We start from the raw sequence: 21,715 nt of genomic DNA on the forward strand, positions 1-21,715 counted from the left end.
CGGAGCAACCGCATTGATCGCAAAAATCAAGCGCCTCAATATGTATTCCGCTTGGCCGGATGCAATGCCGTCTGGCACCGAAGCATCTCGAGACGGTGCGCAAGCTGGGCTTAGTGTTGGTAATCTGAACACTTCCATCGGACAGGAACGGACATGGAGCTCCGGCATCTTCGCTATTTCATCGCCGTCGCCGAATTGCGCAGCGTGCGGGCCGCATCCGAGCACCTGCACGTGACGCAACCGGCGATATCCCGGCAGATTCAGGATCTCGAAGACGCCATTGGCGCCACGCTATTCGAACGAACGCCGCGCGGCCTGAAGCTGACGCCGGCAGGCGAGGCGTATCTGGCGGAAGCGCGCGACATTCTCGGGCGCGTCGATGCCGCGAACCGGCTTGCGCGCCGCATCGCATCCGGCGTGCAAGGTCATCTGCGTATCGGTTTCGTCGAGAACGCTGCGTGGAGCGGCGTCGTCTCGCGCGCGCTGAGCGCCTTCGAGCAGGCCGCGCCGGATGTCGCGCTCGAACTCACGCCGATGAACACGCCCGAACAGTTCGATGCATTGGCTGCGGGGCGGCTCGACGGCGGTTTTGCCTATCGCTTTGGCGCGCTGCCGGAAGGCATCGAGAGCGTGCATGTGCTCGACCAGAACGTCGTTCTGGCAGTGCCGGAATCGTGGCCGCAAGGCAGCGCGGGCGCCGTCGTTGCGCAAGAACTCGCCGGCAAACCGTTCATCGCGTTTCCGCGCCGCGTCTATCCCGCTTATTACGACCGCCTGCTTTCCGCGTGCGCAGAACGGGGGCTGACGCTCGATATCCGTCAGGAGGCATCGACGGAAACAGCGATTCTTTCGCTGGTATCGGCGGGACTGGGCGCGGCCATCGTCAATGCCGCGAATCGCGACCGGCCGCCCGCGCGGGTGCGCTTCGTCGCATTGCGCGATCTCTCCGTGCCTTTGCCGCTCGAATTCTGTTTCGTCGCGCAGGAGGCCAATCCCGCGCTGAAGCGTTTCGTCGAACTGCTGGACTAGCGGCTCGATCGTCTCGCACGCGATGCCTGGCAGGCATCACCCGCCGCAGAAAACGGCATTGGCCGGACGCTTTTTCGTCGTCGATAGTAAAGACACCCCAAGCTCTTTACCGATCGCGCCATGTCCACTTCCGCTTCGCTCATCGCCACCGACATCGACTTCGAACGCACGGGCTTCCAGACGGGAACGCTGCGTCTGCCGTATTCGCACGACCGCTCGGCATACGGACACGTGCCCATTCCGCTCGCCGTGCTCAACGCCGGCGCGGGCACGGGCCCGACCGTCCTGCTGACTGGCGGCAATCACGGCGACGAGTACGAAGGCCCCGTCGCGCTCATGAAGCTCATGCAGCACATGCCGTCAATGACGATACGCGGCCGCCTGATCGTTATTCCCGCTCTGAACTTCCCGGCCTTCATCAACGGCACACGCACGTCGCCGATCGATCGCGGCAACCTGAACCGCCTGTTTCCCGGCGCGCGCAACGGCCAGCCGACGGAGATGATCGCGCATTACGTCGAAACCGAACTGCTGCCGCGCGCCGACGTCGTGATAGACCTCCATGCGGGCGGCGCGTCGTTCGAGCACGCGCCGGCACTGCTTGCCTCGCCGCCCGCCGAACGCGAACGGCGCGCATTGTATATGGACCTCGTGCGCGAATTCGGCGCGCCGAACACGATGATCATGGATCTGCTCGGCGAGGACCGCACGATGGCAGCGGCTGCCGAACGTCACGGCAAACTCTTCCTGTGCGGCGAATTCGGCGGACATGCCGGCTGCGATGCGGCGAACCTCGCGATCGTCGAGAACGGCTTGCAGCGCGTGTTGCGGCGGCTCGGCGTGATCCCGGACGCCGATACCGCGGCAGCACGCAAGACGCGCTTGCTGCGAGTCGAAGGGGCGCGACATTACGTTTACGCGCCGCTTGCCGGCGTCTTCGAACCGGCGTTCAAGCTCGGCGATCAGGCGCGCGAAGGTCAACTGGCCGGACGTCTGTTCGATCCCCATCGCCCGTGGCAAGCCCCGCTCGATATCGCGTTCCGTGGCGACGGCGTCGTGATGTGCGTGCGGACGCTCGCGCGCGTCGAGCCCGGCGACTGCATCGCGCTGCTCGCTTGCGAAACCAGCGCCGATTGAGCCGGATCCATCAACCCAGGAGACCGCATATGAGCGATCACCCCGTTTCGAGCCGGCTCGCCGCCGACGCCGCACACATCACGCCGTACGAGAGCGTGCGCCATCCCGTGTATATCGTGCTGCTGTTCTTCGTCTGCTTTGCGTTTTCTTATCTGGACCGCCAGGTCGTCAGCATTCTCGTGCAGCCGATCAAGCAGTCGCTCGCGCTCACCGATACGCAAATCGGCTTGCTGCAAGGGTTTTCGTTCACGATGTGCTACGCAACGGCGGGCGTGTTCGTCGCGCGCCTCGTCGATCGCGGCAATCGCGTCAAGCTGATCGCTGCATGCATCGCGATCTGGGCGATCTCGACGGCGGCGTGCGGCTTCGCGACCAACTTCACGGAACTGCTGCTCGCGCGTGCGGGAACCGCAGTCGCCGAGGCCGCGCTGAGTCCCGCAGCGCTGTCGATTTTCAGTGACATCTTTCCGCCGCGCCGCGTGGCGCGCGCGAGCAGTGTGTTCATGCTCGGGCCATACGTCGGCGGCGGCGCTGCGCTATTCGGCGGCGGCATGTTGTTGTCGGCGGCGGCGACAGGTGACGGCTACGCATGGCTCGGCGCGCGAGGCTTTACGCCGTGGCAAGCGGTGTTCGTCGCGGTCGGTCTGCCTGGGCTGCTGCTGGCCGCGCTCGTGGCGTTCACGGTCCGCGAACCGGCGAGACGCGAGGCGGGCGCGCACGGCGCGCGCCAGCTCGACGAGATGCCTTCGATGCGCGACGTGCTCGCCGAACTGTTTGTCCGCAATCGTTTTTGCCTGCCGTACTTCGCGGCTTACGTTGCGCTGATCACGCTGTTCTATTCGCACGCCGCGTGGTTTCCGACCTTGCTGATGCGGCATTTTCATCTCGCACCGAAAGTCGTCGGACAGATGGCTGCGCCTGCGTACATGATCGGCGGCATTCTAGGGGTCGCATGCGCGGGCCTGCTTGCCACGCGCGTCACGGACGACACCACGCTGCGCAAGGTGCTCGGCTTCTCCGCATTCGCCGTTGCGCTGCTGGTGCCTGCCGCTATCGCGATGCCGCTCGTCGCCAGCAGCGAGCTTGCCATAGTGCTTTACGGCGTCAGCGCATTGACTGCCAGTATCGCGATGGGACTTGCACCCGTGCCGCTGCAGATCGCCGTGCCGAACCGCATGCGGGGCCGCTCGCTTGCGCTGCTCGTGTTCATGACGAATGCGATCAGCGGTGGCGTGGGTCCGCTGTCGGTCGGCTATCTGAACGAGCGGCTGGGAGCGACGGGCGCCAGCCTCGGAATTTCACTGGCGATAGTCGGCGGCGCGTCGGCATTCGTCAGCACAATTCTCTATGCATTGGCGACGCGCCGGGTGACCGCTGCGGGCGCACATTGAGAGAGAGGACCGTCATGAAATGCGCTTCACACGTCCATCATGTCGGCGCGGCGACCATCACGCGCGTCGATGAAACCTGCTTCGCGCTCGCACCGGATTTGCTCTTTCCCGCGTGGACCGCGGACGACGGGCGAGCACTTGCCGAGCCCTTTGCCGCCGACACGCTCGACCTCGCCAACGCGCGCGTGAAACTGAAGACCCATCTTTGGTTGGTCGAAATCGACGGCATGACGATCGTCATCGACACGGGCATCGGCAACGGCAAGTCGCGGCCATTCAGCGCGCTATTCGACAAGCTCGATAATCCCGTGCTCGAACGGCTCGAATCAGCGGGCTTCGCGCGAGAGAAGATCGATTACGTGCTGCTCACACATTTGCATGTGGATCACGTGGGCTGGAATACCCATTGGCAGGATGGCCGCTGGGCGCCGGTGTTTCCCAACGCGTCGTATGTATTCGGCGAGCGCGAACGCGATTCGTTGCTCATGCCGCAAGGCGAATCGCGTCGTATGGTGTTCGATGACAGCGTGCTTCCCGTGATCGAATCCGGTCAGGCGCGTGTCGTGCCGGACGAGGGCGGAGAAATTCTGGATGGCATCCGTTTTCTGCCAACGTTCGGCCACAGCAGCGGGCACATGGCGATCGAGATGCGTTCGCGCGGCGAAACGGCGCTCTTTTCCGGCGACACGATGCACAGTGCGGTGCAGGTGCATCGACCGGAATGGAATTCGATGTTCTGTCTCGACGGGCAGCAGGCGCGTGCATCGCGAGGGCGACTGCTCGCGCATGCCGCGGATACGAGCGCGACGGTATTCGCCGCACATTTCGCCGAGACATCGGCAGGAACCGTGACGCAGACCGCCGAAGGTTTCGAGTGGCGATATGTGTGAATAAGCGCGATGTCTTGATGAGACAGCAAAGCCTTCGTCGCGAGCAGGAAACGCCGACGTCATAGAGACATGTTGCCCGTCGAGATCGGCCGGCAGCCGAGGCTTTCCCATCGCCGTTGCTCATCCTGCCGCCGGAAGCCTCTTTTCCAGCCGTGCCAAAAGATATTTGCAAAAAACAGGCTTTGACAAAATCTGACTTTGCAGTAAATTTACTTCCATTGCAGTTCACTGCGCTGGAGGACAGGCATGGATCACTACACACCGGAAAGCTTCACGCTCACGCAAAGCGTCGGTTTTGCCGTCAATAAGGCGCGCAATCTTCTGGTTGCGGAGCTGGACGCGGCTTTGAAAGATCTTGGCATTACCTCGCAGCAAATGGGCATCCTCATGTCCATGCGCGGCGGCGTGACGCAAACGCCATTCGAGCTTTCGAAGTTGCTAGGCATCGATACCGGCCTCATGACGCGCATGCTCGACAAGCTCGAAGCGCGCAGCCTGCTGCAACGCTCGCGCAGCCTGGAAGACCGGCGCGTCGTCCATCTCAAGCTGACGAAAGAGGGCGAAAAGATCGCCGCTGAATTGCCGCATGTCGCGCCGGCCGTCCTCAACAAGCGTCTGAGGAAATTCACGCGCGCGGAGTTCAACGAACTGCGCCGCTTGCTGAACAAGTTCCTCGAAGACTAAGTGCGCGGCGCTCATACCCGCGCGCTAATTTTTTTCATACATTTATCTGATAGGTCAGAAAATGATAGAGCAAACAAATCAACTTCGATTGTCGCGTATCGCGCGAGTCGGCGTGACGCTGACACTTGCCGCAGTGCTGGCTGCGTGCGCGAACTACGCAGGCATTCATAGCGACAAAGAGATGGCGCAGCCGCGCACCTACGCGACGCAGCAGAGTCTTCCCGCCGACGATGGCCGCTGGCCTGCGCCCGACTGGGCCGATCAGTTCGGCGACGCCCAACTGCGCGCGCTGCTCGACGAAGCGCTTCGAGGCAGCCCAACGCTGGAACAGGCGCGGGCGCGCATCGCGGCGGCATCGGCGTATAGCGAGACCGCGAGGGCGAACGCCATGCCGCAGGTCGGAGCGTCGTATTCGTGGACGCGTCAGCGCTATTCTGAGAACGCGCTCGTGCCGCCGCCTTACGCTGGATCGTGGCAGTCCGAAAACAAGGGGTTGCTATCCGCATCGTACGAACTCGATCTGTGGGGCAAGAATCGCGAAGCGTTGCGCGCCGCCGTATCGCAGATACAGGCCAGCCGAGCGGACGCCGAGGCCGTACGCCTCGCGCTCGATACATCGATTGCGCGCTCCTACAATCAGCTCGCGCGGCTCTACGCGTTGCGCGACATCGCGCAAAACGAGGTCGGCGAGCGCGAACGGATCGTGCGCATCACGGCGGGCCGCATCGCCAACGGGCTCGATAGCGAAGTCGAGCGCAAGACCGCCGACGCCGATCTCGCGTCGAGCCGCGCGACGCTCGCCGCCCTCGAGGGCGGCATCGTCACGACGCGTTATCAGATCGCGGCGCTGCTGGGAGAAGGACCGGATCGCGGTCTGTCGATCGAGCGTCCTCATCTTGGCATCGGCGATGAAGTGCGTCTGCCCGACAATCTTCCCGCCGATCTCGTGAGCCGCCGCCCCGACCTCGTCGCGGCGCGCTGGCGCGTCGACTCGATGACGCACGAGATCAAGGAAGCGAAGGCCGAGTTCTATCCCGACATCAACTTGAGCGCGACGCTCGGGCTCGATGCATTCGGCTTCGGCCGGCTGCTGACGGCGGCGAGCCGGACCATGTCGGCGGGACCAGCGATCCATTTGCCGATTTTCGACGGCGGCGCATTGCGCGCCCAATTGAAAGGCCGCTACGCCGATCTCGACTATGCCGTCGCGACCTACAACCAGACGCTTGTGACGGCGCTGAGCGATGTCGCGACTAACCTCTCGCAAATCCGTTCAACCGATGCACAGCTTGCCGACGCCAGCGCCGCGCAGGACGCCGCGCACGGCGCGCAGCAACTCGCGCTCACGCAATATCGCGCGGGACTCGCGAATCAATTGACCGTGCTGAACGCCGAGACCAACGCGCTCGCCGCCGAACGCGCGGTCGCAAACCTGAAGATGGACCGGCGAGACCAGCAGATCGCGCTCGCGGCCGCGTTGGGCGGCGGCTACACGGACACATCGGCAGATGCCATCGCCGCACGCTGAACGACACACTCAATCGAACCGGAACACCGACATGAGCGACACCCTGATCAAAGAACGCAGCGAAACGGATCGGCCCGAATCCGCCGCCGATACAAAACCGCGCAGCAAGCGCACGCTGCTGCTTTCGCTGCTCGCGGCGACCGTAGCGATCGCGGGCGCGGGGTGGGGCGGCTATTACTACACTACGGGCCGCTTTTTCGAATCGACCGACGATGCCTATGTCAGCGGCAATCTCGTACAACTGACGCCCGAAGTGAGCGGCACCGTGATCGCCGTGAACGCCGACGACACGCAGATCGTCCGTCAGGGCGCGCCCATCGTCACGCTCGACGACGCCGACGCCAAAGTCGCGCTCGCCAATGCCGAAGCGAAGCTCGCGCAGACCGTGCGGCAAGTGAGCAGCCTGTACGTCAACAACGCGTACTACGCGGCGACGGTCGCGCAACGACAGTCCGACTTCATGCGCGCGCAGGCGGACCTGAAACGCCGCATGGCGATCGCTGAAACCGGTGCGGTCTCGGGCGAAGACGTCGACCATGCGCGCGATGCCGTGAACGCGGCGAAGGCTGCGCTCGACGCCGTGCGCCAGCAATCCGAGGCGAATCACGTGCTGACCGACCGCACGTCCATCGCGCAGCATCCGGACGTGCAGGCGGCTGCCACGAAAGTGCGCGAGGCGTGGCTCGACTACGCGCGCAACACGCTGCCCGCGCCGGTCACCGGCTACGTCGCGCGGCGCTCGGTGCAGGTGGGACAGCGCGTGGCGGCCGGCGCGCCGCTGCTGGCGATCGTGCCGCTCGACGGGGTCTGGGTCGATGCCAACTTCAAGGAAGTGCAGCTCGCGCACATGCGCATTGGTCAGCCGGTCACGCTCACGGCCGATGCCTACGGCGCGAAGGTGAAGTACCACGGCCACGTCGAAGGCTTCTCGGCAGGCACGGGCGCGGCCTTCGCCGTGCTGCCCGCGCAAAACGCGACCGGCAACTGGATCAAGGTCGTGCAGCGCCTGCCGGTACGCATCAAGCTCGATCAGCGCGAAGTCGACGCGCATCCGCTGCGCGTCGGCCTGTCAATGGAAACGGAAGTCGAGACGCGCGACCGTTCCGGTACGCAACTGGGCGCGGCCACGACGACCTCCTATAAGACCGATGTCTTCAGCCGCTACGGCGAGGAAGCGAACGCGGAGATCGAACGGATCATCGCGGCGAACATGACGTCGCACTGACGCGCATTCTTTTTATATCCATATATCTGATACGTCAGTGAAAGAAAAGACAGGTGATGCAATGAACTCGACGCCTCAACCGGCTCCGCTGCAAGGCGGCAAACTCGTCCTTGCGACCATCGCGGTGGCGCTTGCGACTTTCATGAACGTGCTCGACTCGTCGATCGCCAACGTCGCGATTCCAACCATCGCGGGCAATCTCGGCGTTTCCGTCGATGAAGGCACGTGGGTCATCACGCTCTTCGCCGCCGCCAACGCGATCTCGATTCCGCTGACCGGCTGGCTCACGCAGCGCGTTGGACAGATCAAGCTGTTCGTGTGGTCAATCCTGCTGTTCGTCCTCTCGTCGTGGCTGTGCGGCATCGCGCCGAATCTGCCGGCGCTGCTCGCCGCGCGCATCTTGCAGGGTGCGGTGGCCGGCCCGCTGATTCCGATGTCGCAGGCCATTCTGCTCGCGTCCTATCCGAAGGAGAAAAGTTCGACCGCTCTCGCGCTCTGGGCGATGACGGCGACAGTCGGGCCGATTGCAGGTCCGGCGCTCGGCGGCTGGATCACGGACAGCTATTCGTGGTCGTGGATCTTCTACATCAACATTCCGGTCGGCCTCTTCGCGGCGGGCGTGACGTGGGCGATCTATCGCGAACGCGAGACGCCGGTGAAGCGCATTCCGATCGACAAAGTCGGGCTGCTTTCGTTGATCGCGTGGGTCGCGTCGCTGCAGATCATGCTCGACAAGGGCAAGGACCTCGACTGGTTCAATTCGCCGTTGATCGTCGGACTGGGCGTGTTCGCGCTCGTCAGCTTCGCGTTCTTCCTCATATGGGAACTGACGGAAAAGAGTCCCGTGGTCGATATCAAGCTCTTCACCGGACGCAATTTCCTGGGCGGCACGGTGGCGATTTCCGTCGCGTATGCGGTGTTCTTTTCGAACCTTGTGCTGCTGCCGCAATGGATGCAGGAATATCTTGGCTACCGTTCCGTCGATGCCGGTCTCGCCACCGCGCCGCTCGGCATCTTCGCGGTAATCCTCGCGCCGGTCATGGGCAAGCTGATGCCGCGCTCCGACGCCCGCGTGCTCGCCACGCTCGCGTTTCTCGGTTTCGCGACGGTGTTCTTCATGCGCTCGCACTACACGACCGGCGTCGATACCTGGACGCTGGTCGTGCCGACGCTCCTGCAAGGCATCCCCACCGCGCTGTTCTTCGTGCCGCTGACGGCCATCATCCTGTCGGGCTTGCCGCCTTCGAAGATTCCGGCGGCTGCAGGACTTTCGAACTTCGTGCGCGTGTTCGCGGGCGCGGTCGGCACGTCGCTCGCGAACACAGGCTGGAACGATCGAACGATCCTGCATCACTCGCAACTCGTCGAACAGGCGAGCGTGCACAACCCGGTTTTCGTCGATGCGATCGGTTCGGTACAAGGCGCGCTCGGCGGAAGTCCGTCGCAGGCGCTGGCATTCTTCGAGCGCACGCTCACGACGCAAGCCGCGATGCTTGGTCTCAACGACATCTTTTGGCTGTCCGCGGTAATCTTCATCGCGATCGTGCCGCTCATCTGGCTGACGAAGCCGGGCATAGGCGCGGGCGCGGGTGCCGCCCGCGCGGGCGGCCATTGAGAAGCTTTAGGGTCATCTTCATTCGTGCTGCGCGACGACGTGCGTGACGAAACTGGTTGAGGCGCCCGAGTCGATTCAACACTCGATCAAGTTGTGTGGCTACGGCTCGACGTCTCCGGGCGACGAATGGCCAATCCTAAGCTTTCAGCAGACACGTCGGTTTCCATCGACAAAGGTCTGCAATGGGTGGGTTCGGGCGACCGCGTCGGGCAGTGACCGGCTAATGCGCGTTGTTCGACGCCCCGCCAGTCTGCTTTCGGCCGCATCCCTAAGCGGTCACTCACGGATCGGCGCCGGCCAAATCAAAGGAGATGCCCTCCGCGATTTCCGGCGGAAATTCGGCCATTGGCATATGAATTATAAGGACGCTCGTGCGGCTCCTCCGCCCCATTACAGGGGCCATTGCTAGCAAGTATCCGTCCGTGGCAACAATGCCGGGTTCCAATACAACGTCGTTTCCCTGACGAAACTTTTTCACTACACGGTTTGCATTCGAGAATGCCCAGAGAAAATGCAGAATGCTTGCTCACTGGCAGCGGGCGAAGCTGACATCCTTAATCTGGCTCAGTCGCGTCGGTGAACCTGAAAGAAGATCGCGGCGGGGGCTTGACTCGATCGCTCACACTGACAGCCGAAGGTGAAGCGTTCGTCCGCTTTGCCAAGGCAATGGCGGATGCGGAGTCCGGTGCGCGCGTCGAGCTTAGGCCGTTGCCGGAAAAGACGTCAAGAGTGCTTCGTATGACAGCGCCAACCGGGTTCAGACAATCCGTCGCACCGCCGATGCTTGCGAGTTTGCTCGAAGCCAATCCAGAGCTTCGCATCGACCTCGATCTTCCGATCATCAGATTGGTATCGTCGGACAGGGGCTCGACGCAGCCTTGCGGATTGCGCCGCTGGGCGGGCAACACCGCGCTGGTGCAGATCGATTTGGAGGATGCGGCGATGCAGGATTTGTCGGTCTAGGCGGGATGCCGAGCAGGCGCTACGTGCCAAACAGGGTGAATGTCTTCCTTTACGCGTTTCGAAATCAGATCGCCGAATCCAGCGAGAGGCATTGACACTCCGTGGATCGGCGTCCTTACCTTGCGGCTGCAGCCGGCGGATGCAACACGACAAATTGCCAATTCCGTCGACGGCGGCTGTCGAACCACAAGCAAGCCCAACAGCCCGCGTCGTTCACGGAGCGGTAACGTGCGTGCGACAAACTGGCCACGTTGAAGCCGATTTCAATGCCCGGCTTCTTCCACCGTCAGATTGTTGGTAACCGACGACACACCGGGTACGCCTTCGGCTATTTTCCCCGCGAGATCTATCTGCTTCTGATCGGGCGCCATCCCGACCAGCGTAACCTTGCCGCTGCGAGCGACAGCGTGAATATCGGCCGATTCCAAACCTTTTTGCTTGTACAGCGTGGTCTGAACCTGCTTCGCGAGTTGCCGATTTGCTGCTTTGGCGGATGATTTCGAGGAAGTCGCTACGGCTGTCTCTTGCGCACCAACAACGGGCACGGTCGCGATGATCGCGCCGATGGAAATCGCCGCGGCAAGGAAGATCTTCGTGGATGTCATTTCTTTTCCTCAGGTGAAAGTAGTAAAACTGGAGGAGAAACGCAAAGAACACCGGTCAACCGCGCCTACGGAAAACTGCGCAAACCGGTAGTCGTGACCTGCGGCACTGCATCTACATTGTAAGCATGGAGGCGCTATCTTTGCGGCGTTAGAATTTCCTCTACTGCTCAGTTCGTGGTGCAAACACCCGCGTTTAGCCGTGCTACTCAGAATATAGTGCGCGGAGACAACGCTGTGCGCGTCGAGACGGCAAAAAAGGCGGCGTTGAAGGGTTGCCCCGCCCCCAGGAGGCCGCGTGCGTGATGCGCTAACCAACAGCCGCCTGGAAACGTCGCGCCGGTTTTTTTGCCAGCTTGCCCATCCGCGACTCCTTTGGAAATATCCGGCCAAAGACTTCTCCCGATGAAAGCGGCGTGATGCCGATACCCGTATCCCATCGGTCGGTATAGCCGTTCATCGAGTCGCACCCAAGCACGACACTACCCGACGAGGTGTTATTGATCACATTCGATCGAGATGCGATCCAAGTGGCCTCTGCGATCCGACTGGCCCACAAATCACCGACGCGGGCGCGACCGTAGACCAAATCAAAGTTGTCACTTCGCGGACCCGACGCATCGGCGCATACCGAAAGCGCGTAAATTCAAGAGTTTGCAGAAAGCGAATTAACGTTGTCACCGGCTTTGCGGGGGAAGAGTCAACGGGGCCGCACATTGGCGGCTCACGTTCGATGGCGTTGCCTGAGGTGCTGTTGAAATAGCACAAGCTCAGTATCGGTCAACCGGTCGGCAACGTCGTTCGTGCAGCGTAAGCTTCATGCACACGAAGAATCGTGTCACCCAATGACCGCCGATATGGTCGTTTTGCCAAGCTGGAAACGTAGTGGTCCGTCTTACCGAAGATTCGCTCGGGCGCGCGCGGCTTGATCCCGCGCTGGTGCCAGCGCGACATGCCGGGTCCCCGAAACGCGGGCTCGGATGACTGAACCACTCCCATAGCCGCCGTCGAATGCCCGACCGCAGGGAGATCTCGCCATAAATGACGAGACTGTAGTCGATAAGTTAGTTCCTCGCCGACGTTGATCGCCGTGAGCGAATGGATGAAGTCCAGTGGCTATGGCTCGGCCGTGGCCGATTGTGGCAGCAATTCGCAATTTTGTGCCAAGTGACGACGTGTCCATGCACGCCACTTAACCAATATTTACCCATTTCGAACACGCCTGCACTATATTAATTGCAGCCCGTTAGATAAGAGTTCGAAGCGCGCAAGCTCGGGCGCGCAATCGGCATAAAGGAGTTGTGCATGAATACGCGCGATGTCAGTGTCGATGATCCCTTGGACGATTTTTCAACCTGGCAGTTTGAGTTTGAGGGTGACAGTAAGAAAGTGTATCTGGCGGGTGCTGGACCTGCGGTTATCGTAATGCCGGAAGTGCCGGGCATTAGTCCCCCTGTCGCCCGTTTTGCCCGTTGGGTCAGGGATGCAGGGTTCCGCGTATATATGCCCTCTTTGTTCGGCCGCGATGGGGCGGTGGTTGACGCCGACGAAGGGGCAGCGGTACTGCAACGCCTCTGCATTAGCGCCGAGTTCAGCGCTATGCAATCCGGGCGCTCAAGCAAGGTGACGCACTGGTTACGCGCGTTGGCTAGACACGCGCACGCAGAATGCGGCGGGCCGGGCGTTGGTGCGGTCGGCATGTGCTTCACGGGAAATTTCGCGTTGACGATGATGCTTGACTCAGCGCTGATTGCGCCCGTGTTGGCGCAGCCGGCCTTGCCGCTCAACGACCCAGGTGGTTTGGAAATTTCGCCTGAAGAATTGAGCCAGGTGCGTTCCAGACTGGATCGGGAAGGCCTGAAAGTAGTTGGGTTGCGTTTCCGTGACGACCCGCTGTGTACTGCTGCCAGGTTTACGGCTTACCAGAACGCATTGGGCGAGCATTTTGAAGGCATCGTGTTGCCGGACGAGGTGGCGAATAAGGATGTCGCGCCATTCGTGGCCAAGCATGTGCCATCGCCTCATAGCGTACTCACGCAGAATTTGATTGACAAAGAGGGAGAGCCGACCCTCAAAGTCCGTGACCGGGTGCTTGAATTTTTGAAACAGCGTCTTCAGGCGTGACCCCATATGTGGGCAATACGCACTTGCACTTGCCGAGCATATGGCGCGCGGGATTTCGCAGGCCAACGGGGATTTGGCCGGGGAACCGCTGATCGACGCGGAGATCGTCGGTCGTTCGGTGGCGTATCCTTGCCTCCTGACGCGAATGCGCTTTTTCACGACGTGATGGCGACAAAAATGCCGCTTGTCGGGAGGGATGACACATCACCCAAGTGATTTCGGATGTGGACGCATCATGATCGGGTGGTCGGGACGACCGATGGGTCAGTTCTCGCGGCAGTCGGATGAGTACCTGCGGCCAATAGCAGTCACATAAGATTGCCAGGAAAATGAACATTTCCTGGCGTGTAACGGTCGTTCAGATTCGATTGACTTGGCGCTACAGATCAGACTTAACGCGTGAAGACGTGAAAGCGTCGGTTAGACACCGAGCTTCGGTATGAGCGTGACCCTCCCACATCAGTTCACAAATGGCAAACGCATCTTCAGTCGCGGCTGCAGCATGGGGTCGTCTCTGTCGGCATGAGACGTAGCGCAAATTCTGACGGACGCGTCGCTGTCAGATGCCTTCGTGGACTCAGATCCTGGCGGCGACAGGAAGGCGGAATGGAGCGCCGAGACGGTTGAAAGCGTTCATCGCGGCGATCGTTATCGTGAGATCGACGAGATCTTTCGGTGCGAATGCCGCTGAGGCCGCTGCGTAAGCCTCATCCGAAGCATGCGTTTCGCTGACGCGAGTCACTTCTTCGGCCCAACCCAAGGCGGCGCGCTCCTGATCGGAGAACAGGTGCGGAACCTCGTCCCACACCGTTACCAACGTGATCTTGTCGATGGACATGGTCTTTCTAAGATCGCGACTGTGCATGTCGATGCAATGGGCGCATCCGTTGATTTGAGAAACACGGAGGAAGACGAGATGGATGAGTTCCTCTGGCAGGTTGGTGCTCTTGGTCACATAGTGATGGATACCGAAAAGCGCTTTTGCGCCGTCCGGCGCGATCTCTTTCCAGTTCAAGCGGGTCATATTTGTCCTTTGGCATTCGGCCATAAATGATGTCTCTTGCGCCACGGGCGCAGGTCAGCTACTTTCGCCTTTGCGCGTGATCCATGACATAACGTGACGTTACTATTCTGAGATTTCGGCCGATAGGTCCAAAAATTGGCGAAATGACTGAGCCAAGCCTATTCCCCCGCATCAATTGGGATCTACCGTACTGCGTCGGCGGCCGTCGGGAAATAGCTCCACTCGGGCCTCAGACAAGCAATCGTCGACGGCCAACATCAACCAGACATTGGCGACGTCGAGGCATCGACGATAGCGCTCGCTTCTTTTCGATCGCAGGGAATGACCGCTGCGGGAAGCTTTGCAGTCGTGCGCTTCGGCATATCGGTGGTCCGCTTGGCGTCGATCCGCGACACACTTATGTGCGGATTGCCGACTGGACGCCGGCTCAACCGGGCGTGCTTAAGCGTTTCTTCAGGTTTCGTCGATGGCCCCCGTGCGCCGCTCGGCGCACCCTGACGGCTAGGCGCGAAGTCACAGCCATCCGCAGGCTCTTCTACGCGCCGACGTTCACGACTGGTTTCTCGACAGCCGTGCTAAATCCGGAACCGGAGTAAGCTGAAAATGAAAATGACCCAAGTCGTAGCGGTTGTCGCGGCGATGGTCGTCTCGTGCCACGTTTGGGCGCAAGACAGACCGTCGACCCAGCAGCCTCAATCAACGCAGTCCGCAAAGGATATCGGCGGCGTAGCAGATACGTCGGCGAGCGCAGGTTCGCTTTCGTCCCTGGACCGAAGTTCTTCCAGTCCTGGCGATTCTGCCCGGTCGAGTGAAATGCGTATGCGGTCCGATACGTTTCGCCATCACTGAACGGTCGTCCCACGGAAAGTCAGTGGCCGATGCGCCGTTCGACATTGCGGAAACGTCCCATCGAGCGGAAACGCCTGAACCACGCGTTCGTGCGAAGCTCGCAAAGCCGGGGCGAGCGTTCTGCGAGCGCGACTTCAAGCCAGTGGAACATCTCGTCCGGCCTCTCGAGCCGCGCGTAGATCTCGGCGAGCAGGAAAGGCGAGGTATATCGGTGTCGCCGTCTTGCCAGCAAATCTTGCAGGTACCATTCGAGAACCTTTTTATAGCCGCCCGAACACCACACTGTCCGAATCGCCTCGGCACGGGCGAATTCATTGCAGCGTGTGAGTGCGTCGATGGTTGCGTCGATCGCTTCCTCGAAATGCTCCTCGACCTCGAAAGCGGTCGCGAGCAATTGATATATGAGCGGCGAGCTCGGGCCACGCCCCGCGCTGAGATACTCGCGAATCACTTCGTCATACCGGCCCGACTGCACGAGCCCAAAGACACGCGAACCTTCGAATCCGAGGGGATCGACTCTTTCCGCGAGTTCAAACTGGGCGCGTCCTTCCGCCTCCCGGCCGAGCACGAGCAACAATCGCGCATAGAGGCGGCTGGTTTCGGCGTGGCTAGGGTTCAGGCGCAGGGCCGCGAGAAACTCCTCTTCCGCGCGGCGCCAGTCCCAGTCGTAGAAGTAATGAACGCCCGCGAGGGCCTGATGCGCCTCGGGAAGGCTTGGGTCGAGCTCCAAGGCGCGCAGTGCCGCCTCGCGCGCTTTCGGATAGCCCTGCGAGGGCGCATAGAAGCCATGAGTTGCCGTGGAGCCGTAGATGTTCGACATCCCCACGTAGCCCAGTGCATAGGTCGGGTCGAGATCTAGGGCGGTCTCGAAGTAGCTGTGCGCACGTATGAAGTCCTCGTCGTTCAGCGCATGATGTGCGGCGAAGCCGGCATCAAAATGCACGCGGCGCGTCCAGTAATAGCGGCCACGCAGATACGCGTCGTGCGCGGCCGGATCGATCGGAAGCCTGCGTGACAACCTGTGTTGCTGCCGCTCGGCTAGTGCGGGCGAGACCTCCCTCGCTAGCGCCGCACCAACTTCCTTTTGAATATCGAGCGCGCCTTTGGCCATCGGCTCGTGCGCGCAGCTCAGGAGCTGCACTTGATCGAAGGAGCGAATCAGTTGCGCCAGGATGCGAACCCGTCCGCCTTCGCGCATCAGCGATCCTTCTAGCACATAGTCGACATCGAGCTCGCGAGCGATCTGCGCGATGCTCTTGTTGGCCCGCTGATAGCGAGCGGCCGTAGTGCGAGCGATCACCAGGATCCGCTGCGGATCAAGCATGCCGACATTCGCGGAGGTCTCGTCAGCGAGCGCGGCGCAAAAACTGTCGAGACCGATGTCGTCGCTATTGTTCTCGAACGGCAAAACCAGTACGCGGATCGGTGCAGCGGGTGTAACAGGCGCGGCTTGCGCGCCCGGCTCCCCGGCCACTGTTCGAATGCCTTCCAGACGGTAGCCCTTGCCCTTGACTGTGATCAGATAGCGCGGAACATCCGGGTCTGCGTCGAGCGCGACACGGATCTTACGGATGGCCGTATTGATGCTGGTGTCGGTTTCTCGGTACGCATTCACGCCCCACAGCGCCCGCACGATGTCCGCGCGCGTGACGAGCTGCCCGTTGCGTGATGCCATCAGGATCAGCAGCTCCATCGGCAGACGTTCGAGCTTGACCGGTTCGCCGCGGCGCCGCAACTCGTAGCGGCGCGTGTCCAGTTCGACGTCTTCCATGTCGGCGGAGCCAGGCGTGTTCATGGGCGCTCTCTCAGGGGCGATCGTATGTTCACATCCGTTGCGTTGGCCGGCCGGGCGTTGCGTGCCATCCCGAACGATGCGGCGAACGACAGCAGCGCGCACGCCACCATGACGAGCGCGGGCGAAGCGCGCAGTCGCGCATCCAGGAAATGCGCAGCGAGGGGTGTCAGCCCGAGCGCCAAGGTGAGCCCGAGATTCATCGCGGTAGCGACGCCGCTGAACCGGACGTCGAGCGGAAACGACTCGGCGATTGCGCAAGCGTAAGGTAAGCGGCCAGCGAACCCGTCTTGACGGGCGAAGGGCTACGCGACAGACGTGAGAGGCTGCCAGTTATGAGGCAGCAAAGATGCGATATCGCACGCTTTGTGGGCCGGCAAGCGTGTCAGGATGTCTTTCAGATACGCGTGGGGTTCGTGCCCGTTCAGTTGCGCTGAGCGAATGAGGCTCATGATCACAGCCCCACGTTGGCCTGCGCGAAGCGACCCCGCAAACAACCAATTGGTCCTGCCGATGGCCCATGGGCGTATTTGATTTTCGACCCAATTGTTGTCGATTGGTACGTGCCCGTCATCGAGGTAGCGCGTCAGCGCCTCCCAGCGCTTCAGGCTGTAATCCAAAGCCTTCGCAATGGCCGATCCGTCAGAAACGAGTTTCCGCTGTGTGACAAGCCATTCATAGAGCGCGTCGCACACGGGCTTGGCTCGGCTTTTACGAAGTTGGCGTCGAGCTTCGACATCCAAGGTCGCGGCATCGCGCTCGATGTCATAGAGCTCGGTGAAGAACGGTAGCGCCTGCTCAGCAAGCTGGCTGCTGTGATTGGCGTGCAGTTCGAAGAATTTGCGCCTCGCGTGAGCTGCGCAGCCGATTTCGGTGATGCCCTGAAGAAATGAGGCCTTGTAACCGCCGTAGTCATCACACACCAGCTTGCCACGCCAGCCGTCTAAGAACGTACGGGCATGCTCTCCAGCTCGGCTGCCCGCGAAGTCGTACACCACCGCGCGAAGGTGACTGAATTGCGTGGACGTATATGCCCACAGATAAGCCCGATGCGTCTTCCCTTGCCGGGGCTGAGCATCTGCACCGGCGTTTCGTCGGCGTGCAACACGCCTTGCTGCAAGATCTCTCGACGAAGGGCGTCGACCAGTGGCTGCAACTGCGCGCCACATGTGCCCACCCACGCTCCCAGCGTGGATCTCGGTATCGCCAGGCCCGCCCGAGCAAAGATCTGCTCCTGACGGTACAGCGGCAAGTGATCTGCGAATTTGTTGACCAGTACCGACGCTAGAAGTCCGGTGGTTGGGATGCCCTTGTCGATGACGTGCGCGGGCACGGGTGCCTGGATTAGCGTCTCACAGTGGCGACATACCCATTTACCGCGAATGTGTCGCTCCACCTTGAACACGCCCGGCGCGTAATCTAACTTCTCGCTGATGTCTTCGCCGATACGAACACGTTCGCATCCGCATTGGCACACCGTGTTGTCCGGTTCGTGACGGATGTCGACACGCGGCAACTGCGGCGGCAAGGGTGCGCGCTTGGACGGTTCGTGTTGGCGCTTGCGTGAAGGCTCGAGCTCTTCGAGCTCTATCTCAATGGCAGCCAGGTCGCCATCAATCGCCTCGTCAAGCAGGCTCATTTGCTCGCTGTTGAGCTGTTCGCTGCGCCGGCCAAACTGCTGGCGCCTGAGCACGGAGATCTCGTGAGTCAGTTGGTCGATGCGAGTTTGTCGGTAATGCAGCTCCCGTTCTAGCTCACCGAGCTCTCGCCGTTTCTCCGTTACCTCCAGATCCTTGGCGTGGACCTCGGCGAGCAGTTGCGCTGCGAGGGCGCGCAACTGCTCTGGATTGAGGTCGTCGAGGTCGGCCGGCGGGTTCATGCAGACCAGTCTGCCAGAACCCCGCAAACGCGAGAAGCAGAACTGTATACGTCGCCCTTAACGCGTCAGATTATGCGTATCACGCCATCTTGGCCGATGCGCTGCCACGGCAGCCCGAGCACCAAGCCCGCCAGTTGCTCGTGCGTGAGCAACTGCTGCTTGGGTTCGCTGCCAGCGTGCGGCCAGACGAACCGCCCCTCGTTCAGCCGGCGCGCTGCCAACCAGATGCCGATGCCATCGTGGACGAGAACCTTCAGTCGGTTGGCGCGGCGGTTGGTGAACAGATAGGCGTGGTGCGGATGCGCGGCGCCGAACACCTTCACCACGCGCCCCAACGCCGTGTCGAAGCCGGCCCGCATGTCCAGCGGATCGACTGCTAGCCAGATCTCGTCGACACGAATCACCGCAGCCACTCGCGCAGCCACGTCGCGCATTGCGCGGCTTCGGAGACCGGCCAGCTCACGGTTATCGACTGACTGCCCCGGCGAACTTCGACACGGATCTCCGTCGAGGCTACCTCCTTTACTCCCATAGCAACAGGGACGAACGCTGGTAGGGGTGTCGATTGAGCTTCTGCCGGGCCTTCAGACAAACGCTTTGGAAGTTTGCCTTCTGCCTGATCAAGCCAGCGGCGCAATAGATTCGCGTTGAGCCGATGTTCCAGCGCCACGGCCGACACTGACACGCCGGTGCCTTGGCAAGCGGCGACAACGCGCGCCTTGAATTCTTCGGTGTAGCGCCGACGACGGCGACGCGTCGGCAACGCCTCTTCTTCGATAGTGTTCACGTGTCCGCTTATTCGCTTTAGTGGACACGATACTCCCAACTGTTTCAGCTACATTCAAGGTGAGTTGCCGAGCCGCTTACAGCGTAAGTGCCGTTCGCCAGTGATGCGACGACCCCGGCCATGACATATAACGGGGCCAGGCTGCACAAACGATTCGTCACCGCGATGAAAAAGATGGGCGCGAAGAGTGCGGAGAGAACCGTGCCGAGTCTGAACACCTGACGGCGGGACACGCGGTCGCCGAGATGCGATGTAACGAGGATGCACGCCGCGACGACGATGAGATATCTGATTTGCGCGTCGATGATCTGGGCCTGCTCATAGTGGAGTCCGCGCAGATAGGACGGCAGATAACCGATCAAGATGCCGCTCGACGCACCTACCAGAAGGCACGCGCCGGTGCCCGTCACCAGGCGCATGGAATGTCGACGGCAGAGCATGCTGAAGGGCGCACGATGGCGCGCGCAGACGGCGCGGGCGTACTCGTCGGTTTCGGCGAGACGCCTGCGTATCGCGAAGCTCAAAAGACCGATCATGCCGCCGATGAGAAAGCCGAGCCGCCAGCCGTACTCGTCCATCTGGACGGGAGTGAACGATCTTTGCACAACGAGATTGACGCAGGTCGCGAGGAGCAGGGCGAGGTTGACGGCGACGAACACGATGCCGCATAGGAACCCCGGTCGGGCGCGGGCGGTTTCCACCGCATAGACGACGGCACCCGGGAGTTCTCCACCAAGACACAATCCCTGAATCAATCGCAGCAGCACGAGAAGCACGGGCGCGGCGATGCCCCAGTCGGAATACGTAGGAAGCACTCCAATGAGGAAGGTCGCCACGGACGCAATCATCGCGGACGACAGGAAGGCAATGCGCCGGCCATACAGATCGCCCAGGCGGCCAAACAGGATGCCGCCGACAGGTCTCGACAGATAGCCGATGGCAAGCACCATGAAAGACAGCATTTCGCCGGATGTGCCCGCGTGCAGAGAGAAAAATGCAGCGCCAATGTTGCGGGCGAAGAAGCCATAGATCACGAAATCGAAGACTTCGAGTGCGCCACCTGTGCTCGCCACCAGTATCGTCCAGCGTTGGCGGGCAGTCATGGCCGTCGTGAGTCGTGAACGGTTGTCTGGTTTTTTCGACACGAGGCGCCTCCATGAATGCCGGCGATCCGTTTCGATAAAGAGTAGGGCAGTTTTCTTCCTCGCGAAGCCTGGAAAGCGCCTCCCATTCATGATTTCTTCACCTCGTCTCCATTGTTGGCTTCCCGCCGCCGCCGCAGTATGGACAAGTGTCGATGACAAAGGGGACTGAAATGAAACACCGATTCTGGAGTGCTTACACGGCCTTGGCGGGCGCGTTGCTGCTCTCGGGCGGCGTCGCACGCGCCGATGATCACCAGTGCTCGAACGCTACCCTGAGAGGGACCTACGCCTTTGCCGCTCACGGTTCGCTGGTCGGCATCATCGTTGGCGGAACGATCTATCCGTACGCGAGTCCGCAACTGATCGACGGCGTAGCCGTACAGACGTTCGATGGCAGAGGGTCGTTCACGCGCAAAGACTTCCTGATGAACACCGGTATGGCGCGACCAGGCGTGGTCAATTCGGCGGGTTTCGCGCAGGGGCAGACCGGCGAGTATCAGGTGAATAGTGACTGCACCGGCTCGATGCACATCGAGTTTCCGGGAGCGCCGCAGGCGGGTGCGATACTCGATGTGCAGATCGTGGTCGAGCGCGACGGTCGCGTCATCAGAGGGGTGTTGAGCCGCGAGCAGGTTCCCGGCTCGATGCCATCCGGGAACGGCACACCGTGCGGCTCTCCATGCCTGCTGGCGCCGCAGATTAGTCTGGAAGGCACCCGCGGGGATTTCGAAGGAGGGAGATGAGGCTCGCTCGCTCATCCGCACGCTGCGGGCAGTTGTACTCATGTTGGATGCGAGAATGCCCAACTCGTTGCTTCCCATCGCACTGCTGATTTTGCTTGCGTCGGGCGCCGCCCCGTTTGCCAACGCCGAATCGCATCGTAGGGAGCTGGAGCATTGCGGGACGTGACCGATCCGGCCGCTACGGAATCGCGTCACGTGCCCCAAGTGAAGGATCAGTCCGACGCCGAAGCCCGGGTGGCGCGGGATGTCAGCTATAGCTCGGATGCGAGATTGCGAGCGGGCGTAGCGTTACGGGGTCCAACGATGTA

19 protein-coding genes and 1 pseudogene are annotated in these 21,715 nt (G+C 61.5%); 11 read left to right on the top strand and 9 right to left on the bottom strand.

The genetic code is table 11. The annotated features are described in order from the left end of the window. Positions 1-153: 153 nt before the first annotated feature. From LY284_RS16080 to LY284_RS16120, 9 genes are all read left to right on the top strand, one after another. Entirely contained in the window at positions 154-1,029 is an 876-nt protein-coding gene (locus tag LY284_RS16080; protein WP_233387254.1) for a LysR family transcriptional regulator, read from the top strand. Positions 1,030-1,149: 120 nt separating this feature from the next. Continuing rightward, entirely contained in the window at positions 1,150-2,166 is a 1,017-nt protein-coding gene (locus LY284_RS16085; protein ID WP_233387255.1) for a succinylglutamate desuccinylase/aspartoacylase family protein, read from the top strand. Positions 2,167-2,195: 29 nt separating this feature from the next. Next, positions 2,196-3,557, top strand: coding sequence for an MFS transporter (locus LY284_RS16090; RefSeq protein WP_233387256.1), 1,362 nt, complete (start codon positions 2,196-2,198; stop codon positions 3,555-3,557). Between the two features lie 14 nt (positions 3,558-3,571). Then, a complete protein-coding gene (locus LY284_RS16095; RefSeq protein WP_233387257.1) occupies positions 3,572-4,447 on the top strand; it encodes an MBL fold metallo-hydrolase in 876 nt (291 codons plus the stop codon). 246 nt (positions 4,448-4,693) lie between these two features. Next, positions 4,694-5,131: a MarR family winged helix-turn-helix transcriptional regulator gene (locus LY284_RS16100; RefSeq protein WP_014250357.1), complete on the top strand. Its 438-nt coding sequence runs from the start codon at positions 4,694-4,696 to the stop codon at positions 5,129-5,131. A gap of 61 nt (positions 5,132-5,192) precedes the next feature. Next, on the top strand, positions 5,193-6,659 hold the full coding sequence (locus tag LY284_RS16105) for an efflux transporter outer membrane subunit (RefSeq protein ID WP_233387258.1): 1,467 nt from the start codon (positions 5,193-5,195) through the stop codon (positions 6,657-6,659). Between the two features lie 31 nt (positions 6,660-6,690). Beyond that, complete coding sequence (locus LY284_RS16110; RefSeq protein WP_233387259.1) at positions 6,691-7,884, top strand: HlyD family efflux transporter periplasmic adaptor subunit; 1,194 nt, start codon at positions 6,691-6,693, stop codon at positions 7,882-7,884. Positions 7,885-7,945: 61 nt separating this feature from the next. Continuing rightward, a complete protein-coding gene (locus tag LY284_RS16115; RefSeq protein WP_233387260.1) occupies positions 7,946-9,499 on the top strand; it encodes a DHA2 family efflux MFS transporter permease subunit in 1,554 nt (517 codons plus the stop codon). A gap of 576 nt (positions 9,500-10,075) precedes the next feature. Next, positions 10,076-10,462, top strand: coding sequence for a hypothetical protein (locus tag LY284_RS16120; RefSeq protein WP_233387261.1), 387 nt, complete (start codon positions 10,076-10,078; stop codon positions 10,460-10,462). Positions 10,463-10,725: 263 nt separating this feature from the next. Here the strand turns inward: LY284_RS16120 and LY284_RS16125 are convergent, their stop codons facing one another. Together LY284_RS16125 and LY284_RS16130 are read right to left on the bottom strand one after the other, a co-directional pair. Beyond that, positions 10,726-11,067, bottom strand: coding sequence for a BON domain-containing protein (locus LY284_RS16125; RefSeq protein ID WP_014250361.1), 342 nt, complete (start codon positions 11,065-11,067; stop codon positions 10,726-10,728). A 307-nt stretch (positions 11,068-11,374) separates the two neighbouring features. Beyond that, positions 11,375-11,524, bottom strand: a complete 150-nt coding sequence (locus LY284_RS16130; RefSeq protein ID WP_233387262.1) for a hypothetical protein — start codon at positions 11,522-11,524, stop codon at positions 11,375-11,377. A gap of 845 nt (positions 11,525-12,369) precedes the next feature. Here LY284_RS16130 and LY284_RS16135 point away from each other — a divergent pair. After that, positions 12,370-13,188 (top strand): dienelactone hydrolase family protein, encoded by an 819-nt coding sequence (locus tag LY284_RS16135; protein ID WP_045453096.1) that lies wholly within the window; start codon positions 12,370-12,372, stop codon positions 13,186-13,188. A 577-nt stretch (positions 13,189-13,765) separates the two neighbouring features. Here LY284_RS16135 and LY284_RS16145 read toward each other — a convergent pair. The 7 genes and pseudogenes from LY284_RS16145 to LY284_RS16175 form a co-directional block, all read right to left on the bottom strand. Then, entirely contained in the window at positions 13,766-14,212 is a 447-nt protein-coding gene (locus tag LY284_RS16145) for a carboxymuconolactone decarboxylase family protein (protein WP_233387263.1), read from the bottom strand. An 868-nt stretch (positions 14,213-15,080) separates the two neighbouring features. Further along, positions 15,081-16,856 (bottom strand): winged helix-turn-helix domain-containing protein, encoded by a 1,776-nt coding sequence (locus LY284_RS16150; RefSeq protein WP_233387264.1) that lies wholly within the window; start codon positions 16,854-16,856, stop codon positions 15,081-15,083. Then, positions 16,853-17,056, bottom strand: a complete 204-nt coding sequence (locus LY284_RS16155) for a hypothetical protein (protein ID WP_233387265.1) — start codon at positions 17,054-17,056, stop codon at positions 16,853-16,855. Before LY284_RS16155 ends, LY284_RS16150 begins: the two co-directional genes overlap by 4 nt. A gap of 102 nt (positions 17,057-17,158) precedes the next feature. Then, positions 17,159-18,732 (bottom strand): annotated as a pseudogene (locus tag LY284_RS16160) (IS66 family transposase). 65 nt (positions 18,733-18,797) lie between these two features. After that, a complete protein-coding gene (gene tnpB, locus LY284_RS16165) occupies positions 18,798-19,166 on the bottom strand; it encodes an IS66 family insertion sequence element accessory protein TnpB (RefSeq protein ID WP_014194149.1) in 369 nt (122 codons plus the stop codon). Further along, positions 19,133-19,519, bottom strand: coding sequence for a transposase (locus tag LY284_RS16170; RefSeq protein ID WP_014194150.1), 387 nt, complete (start codon positions 19,517-19,519; stop codon positions 19,133-19,135). Before LY284_RS16170 ends, tnpB begins: the two co-directional genes overlap by 34 nt. A gap of 44 nt (positions 19,520-19,563) precedes the next feature. After that, positions 19,564-20,664: an MFS transporter gene (locus tag LY284_RS16175; protein ID WP_233387266.1), complete on the bottom strand. Its 1,101-nt coding sequence runs from the start codon at positions 20,662-20,664 to the stop codon at positions 19,564-19,566. 170 nt (positions 20,665-20,834) lie between these two features. On the opposite strand from LY284_RS16175, the gene LY284_RS16180 reads away from it, so the two are divergent. Continuing rightward, positions 20,835-21,407 carry a hypothetical protein gene (locus LY284_RS16180; RefSeq protein WP_156903110.1) on the top strand — a complete coding sequence of 191 codons (573 nt, stop codon included), beginning with the start codon at positions 20,835-20,837 and terminating at the stop codon, positions 21,405-21,407. Positions 21,408-21,715 lie beyond the last annotated feature (308 nt).

The sequence above is a fragment of the Caballeronia sp. PC1 genome, assembly GCF_021353155.1.
Lineage (GTDB): Bacteria > Pseudomonadota > Gammaproteobacteria > Burkholderiales > Burkholderiaceae > Caballeronia > Caballeronia cordobensis.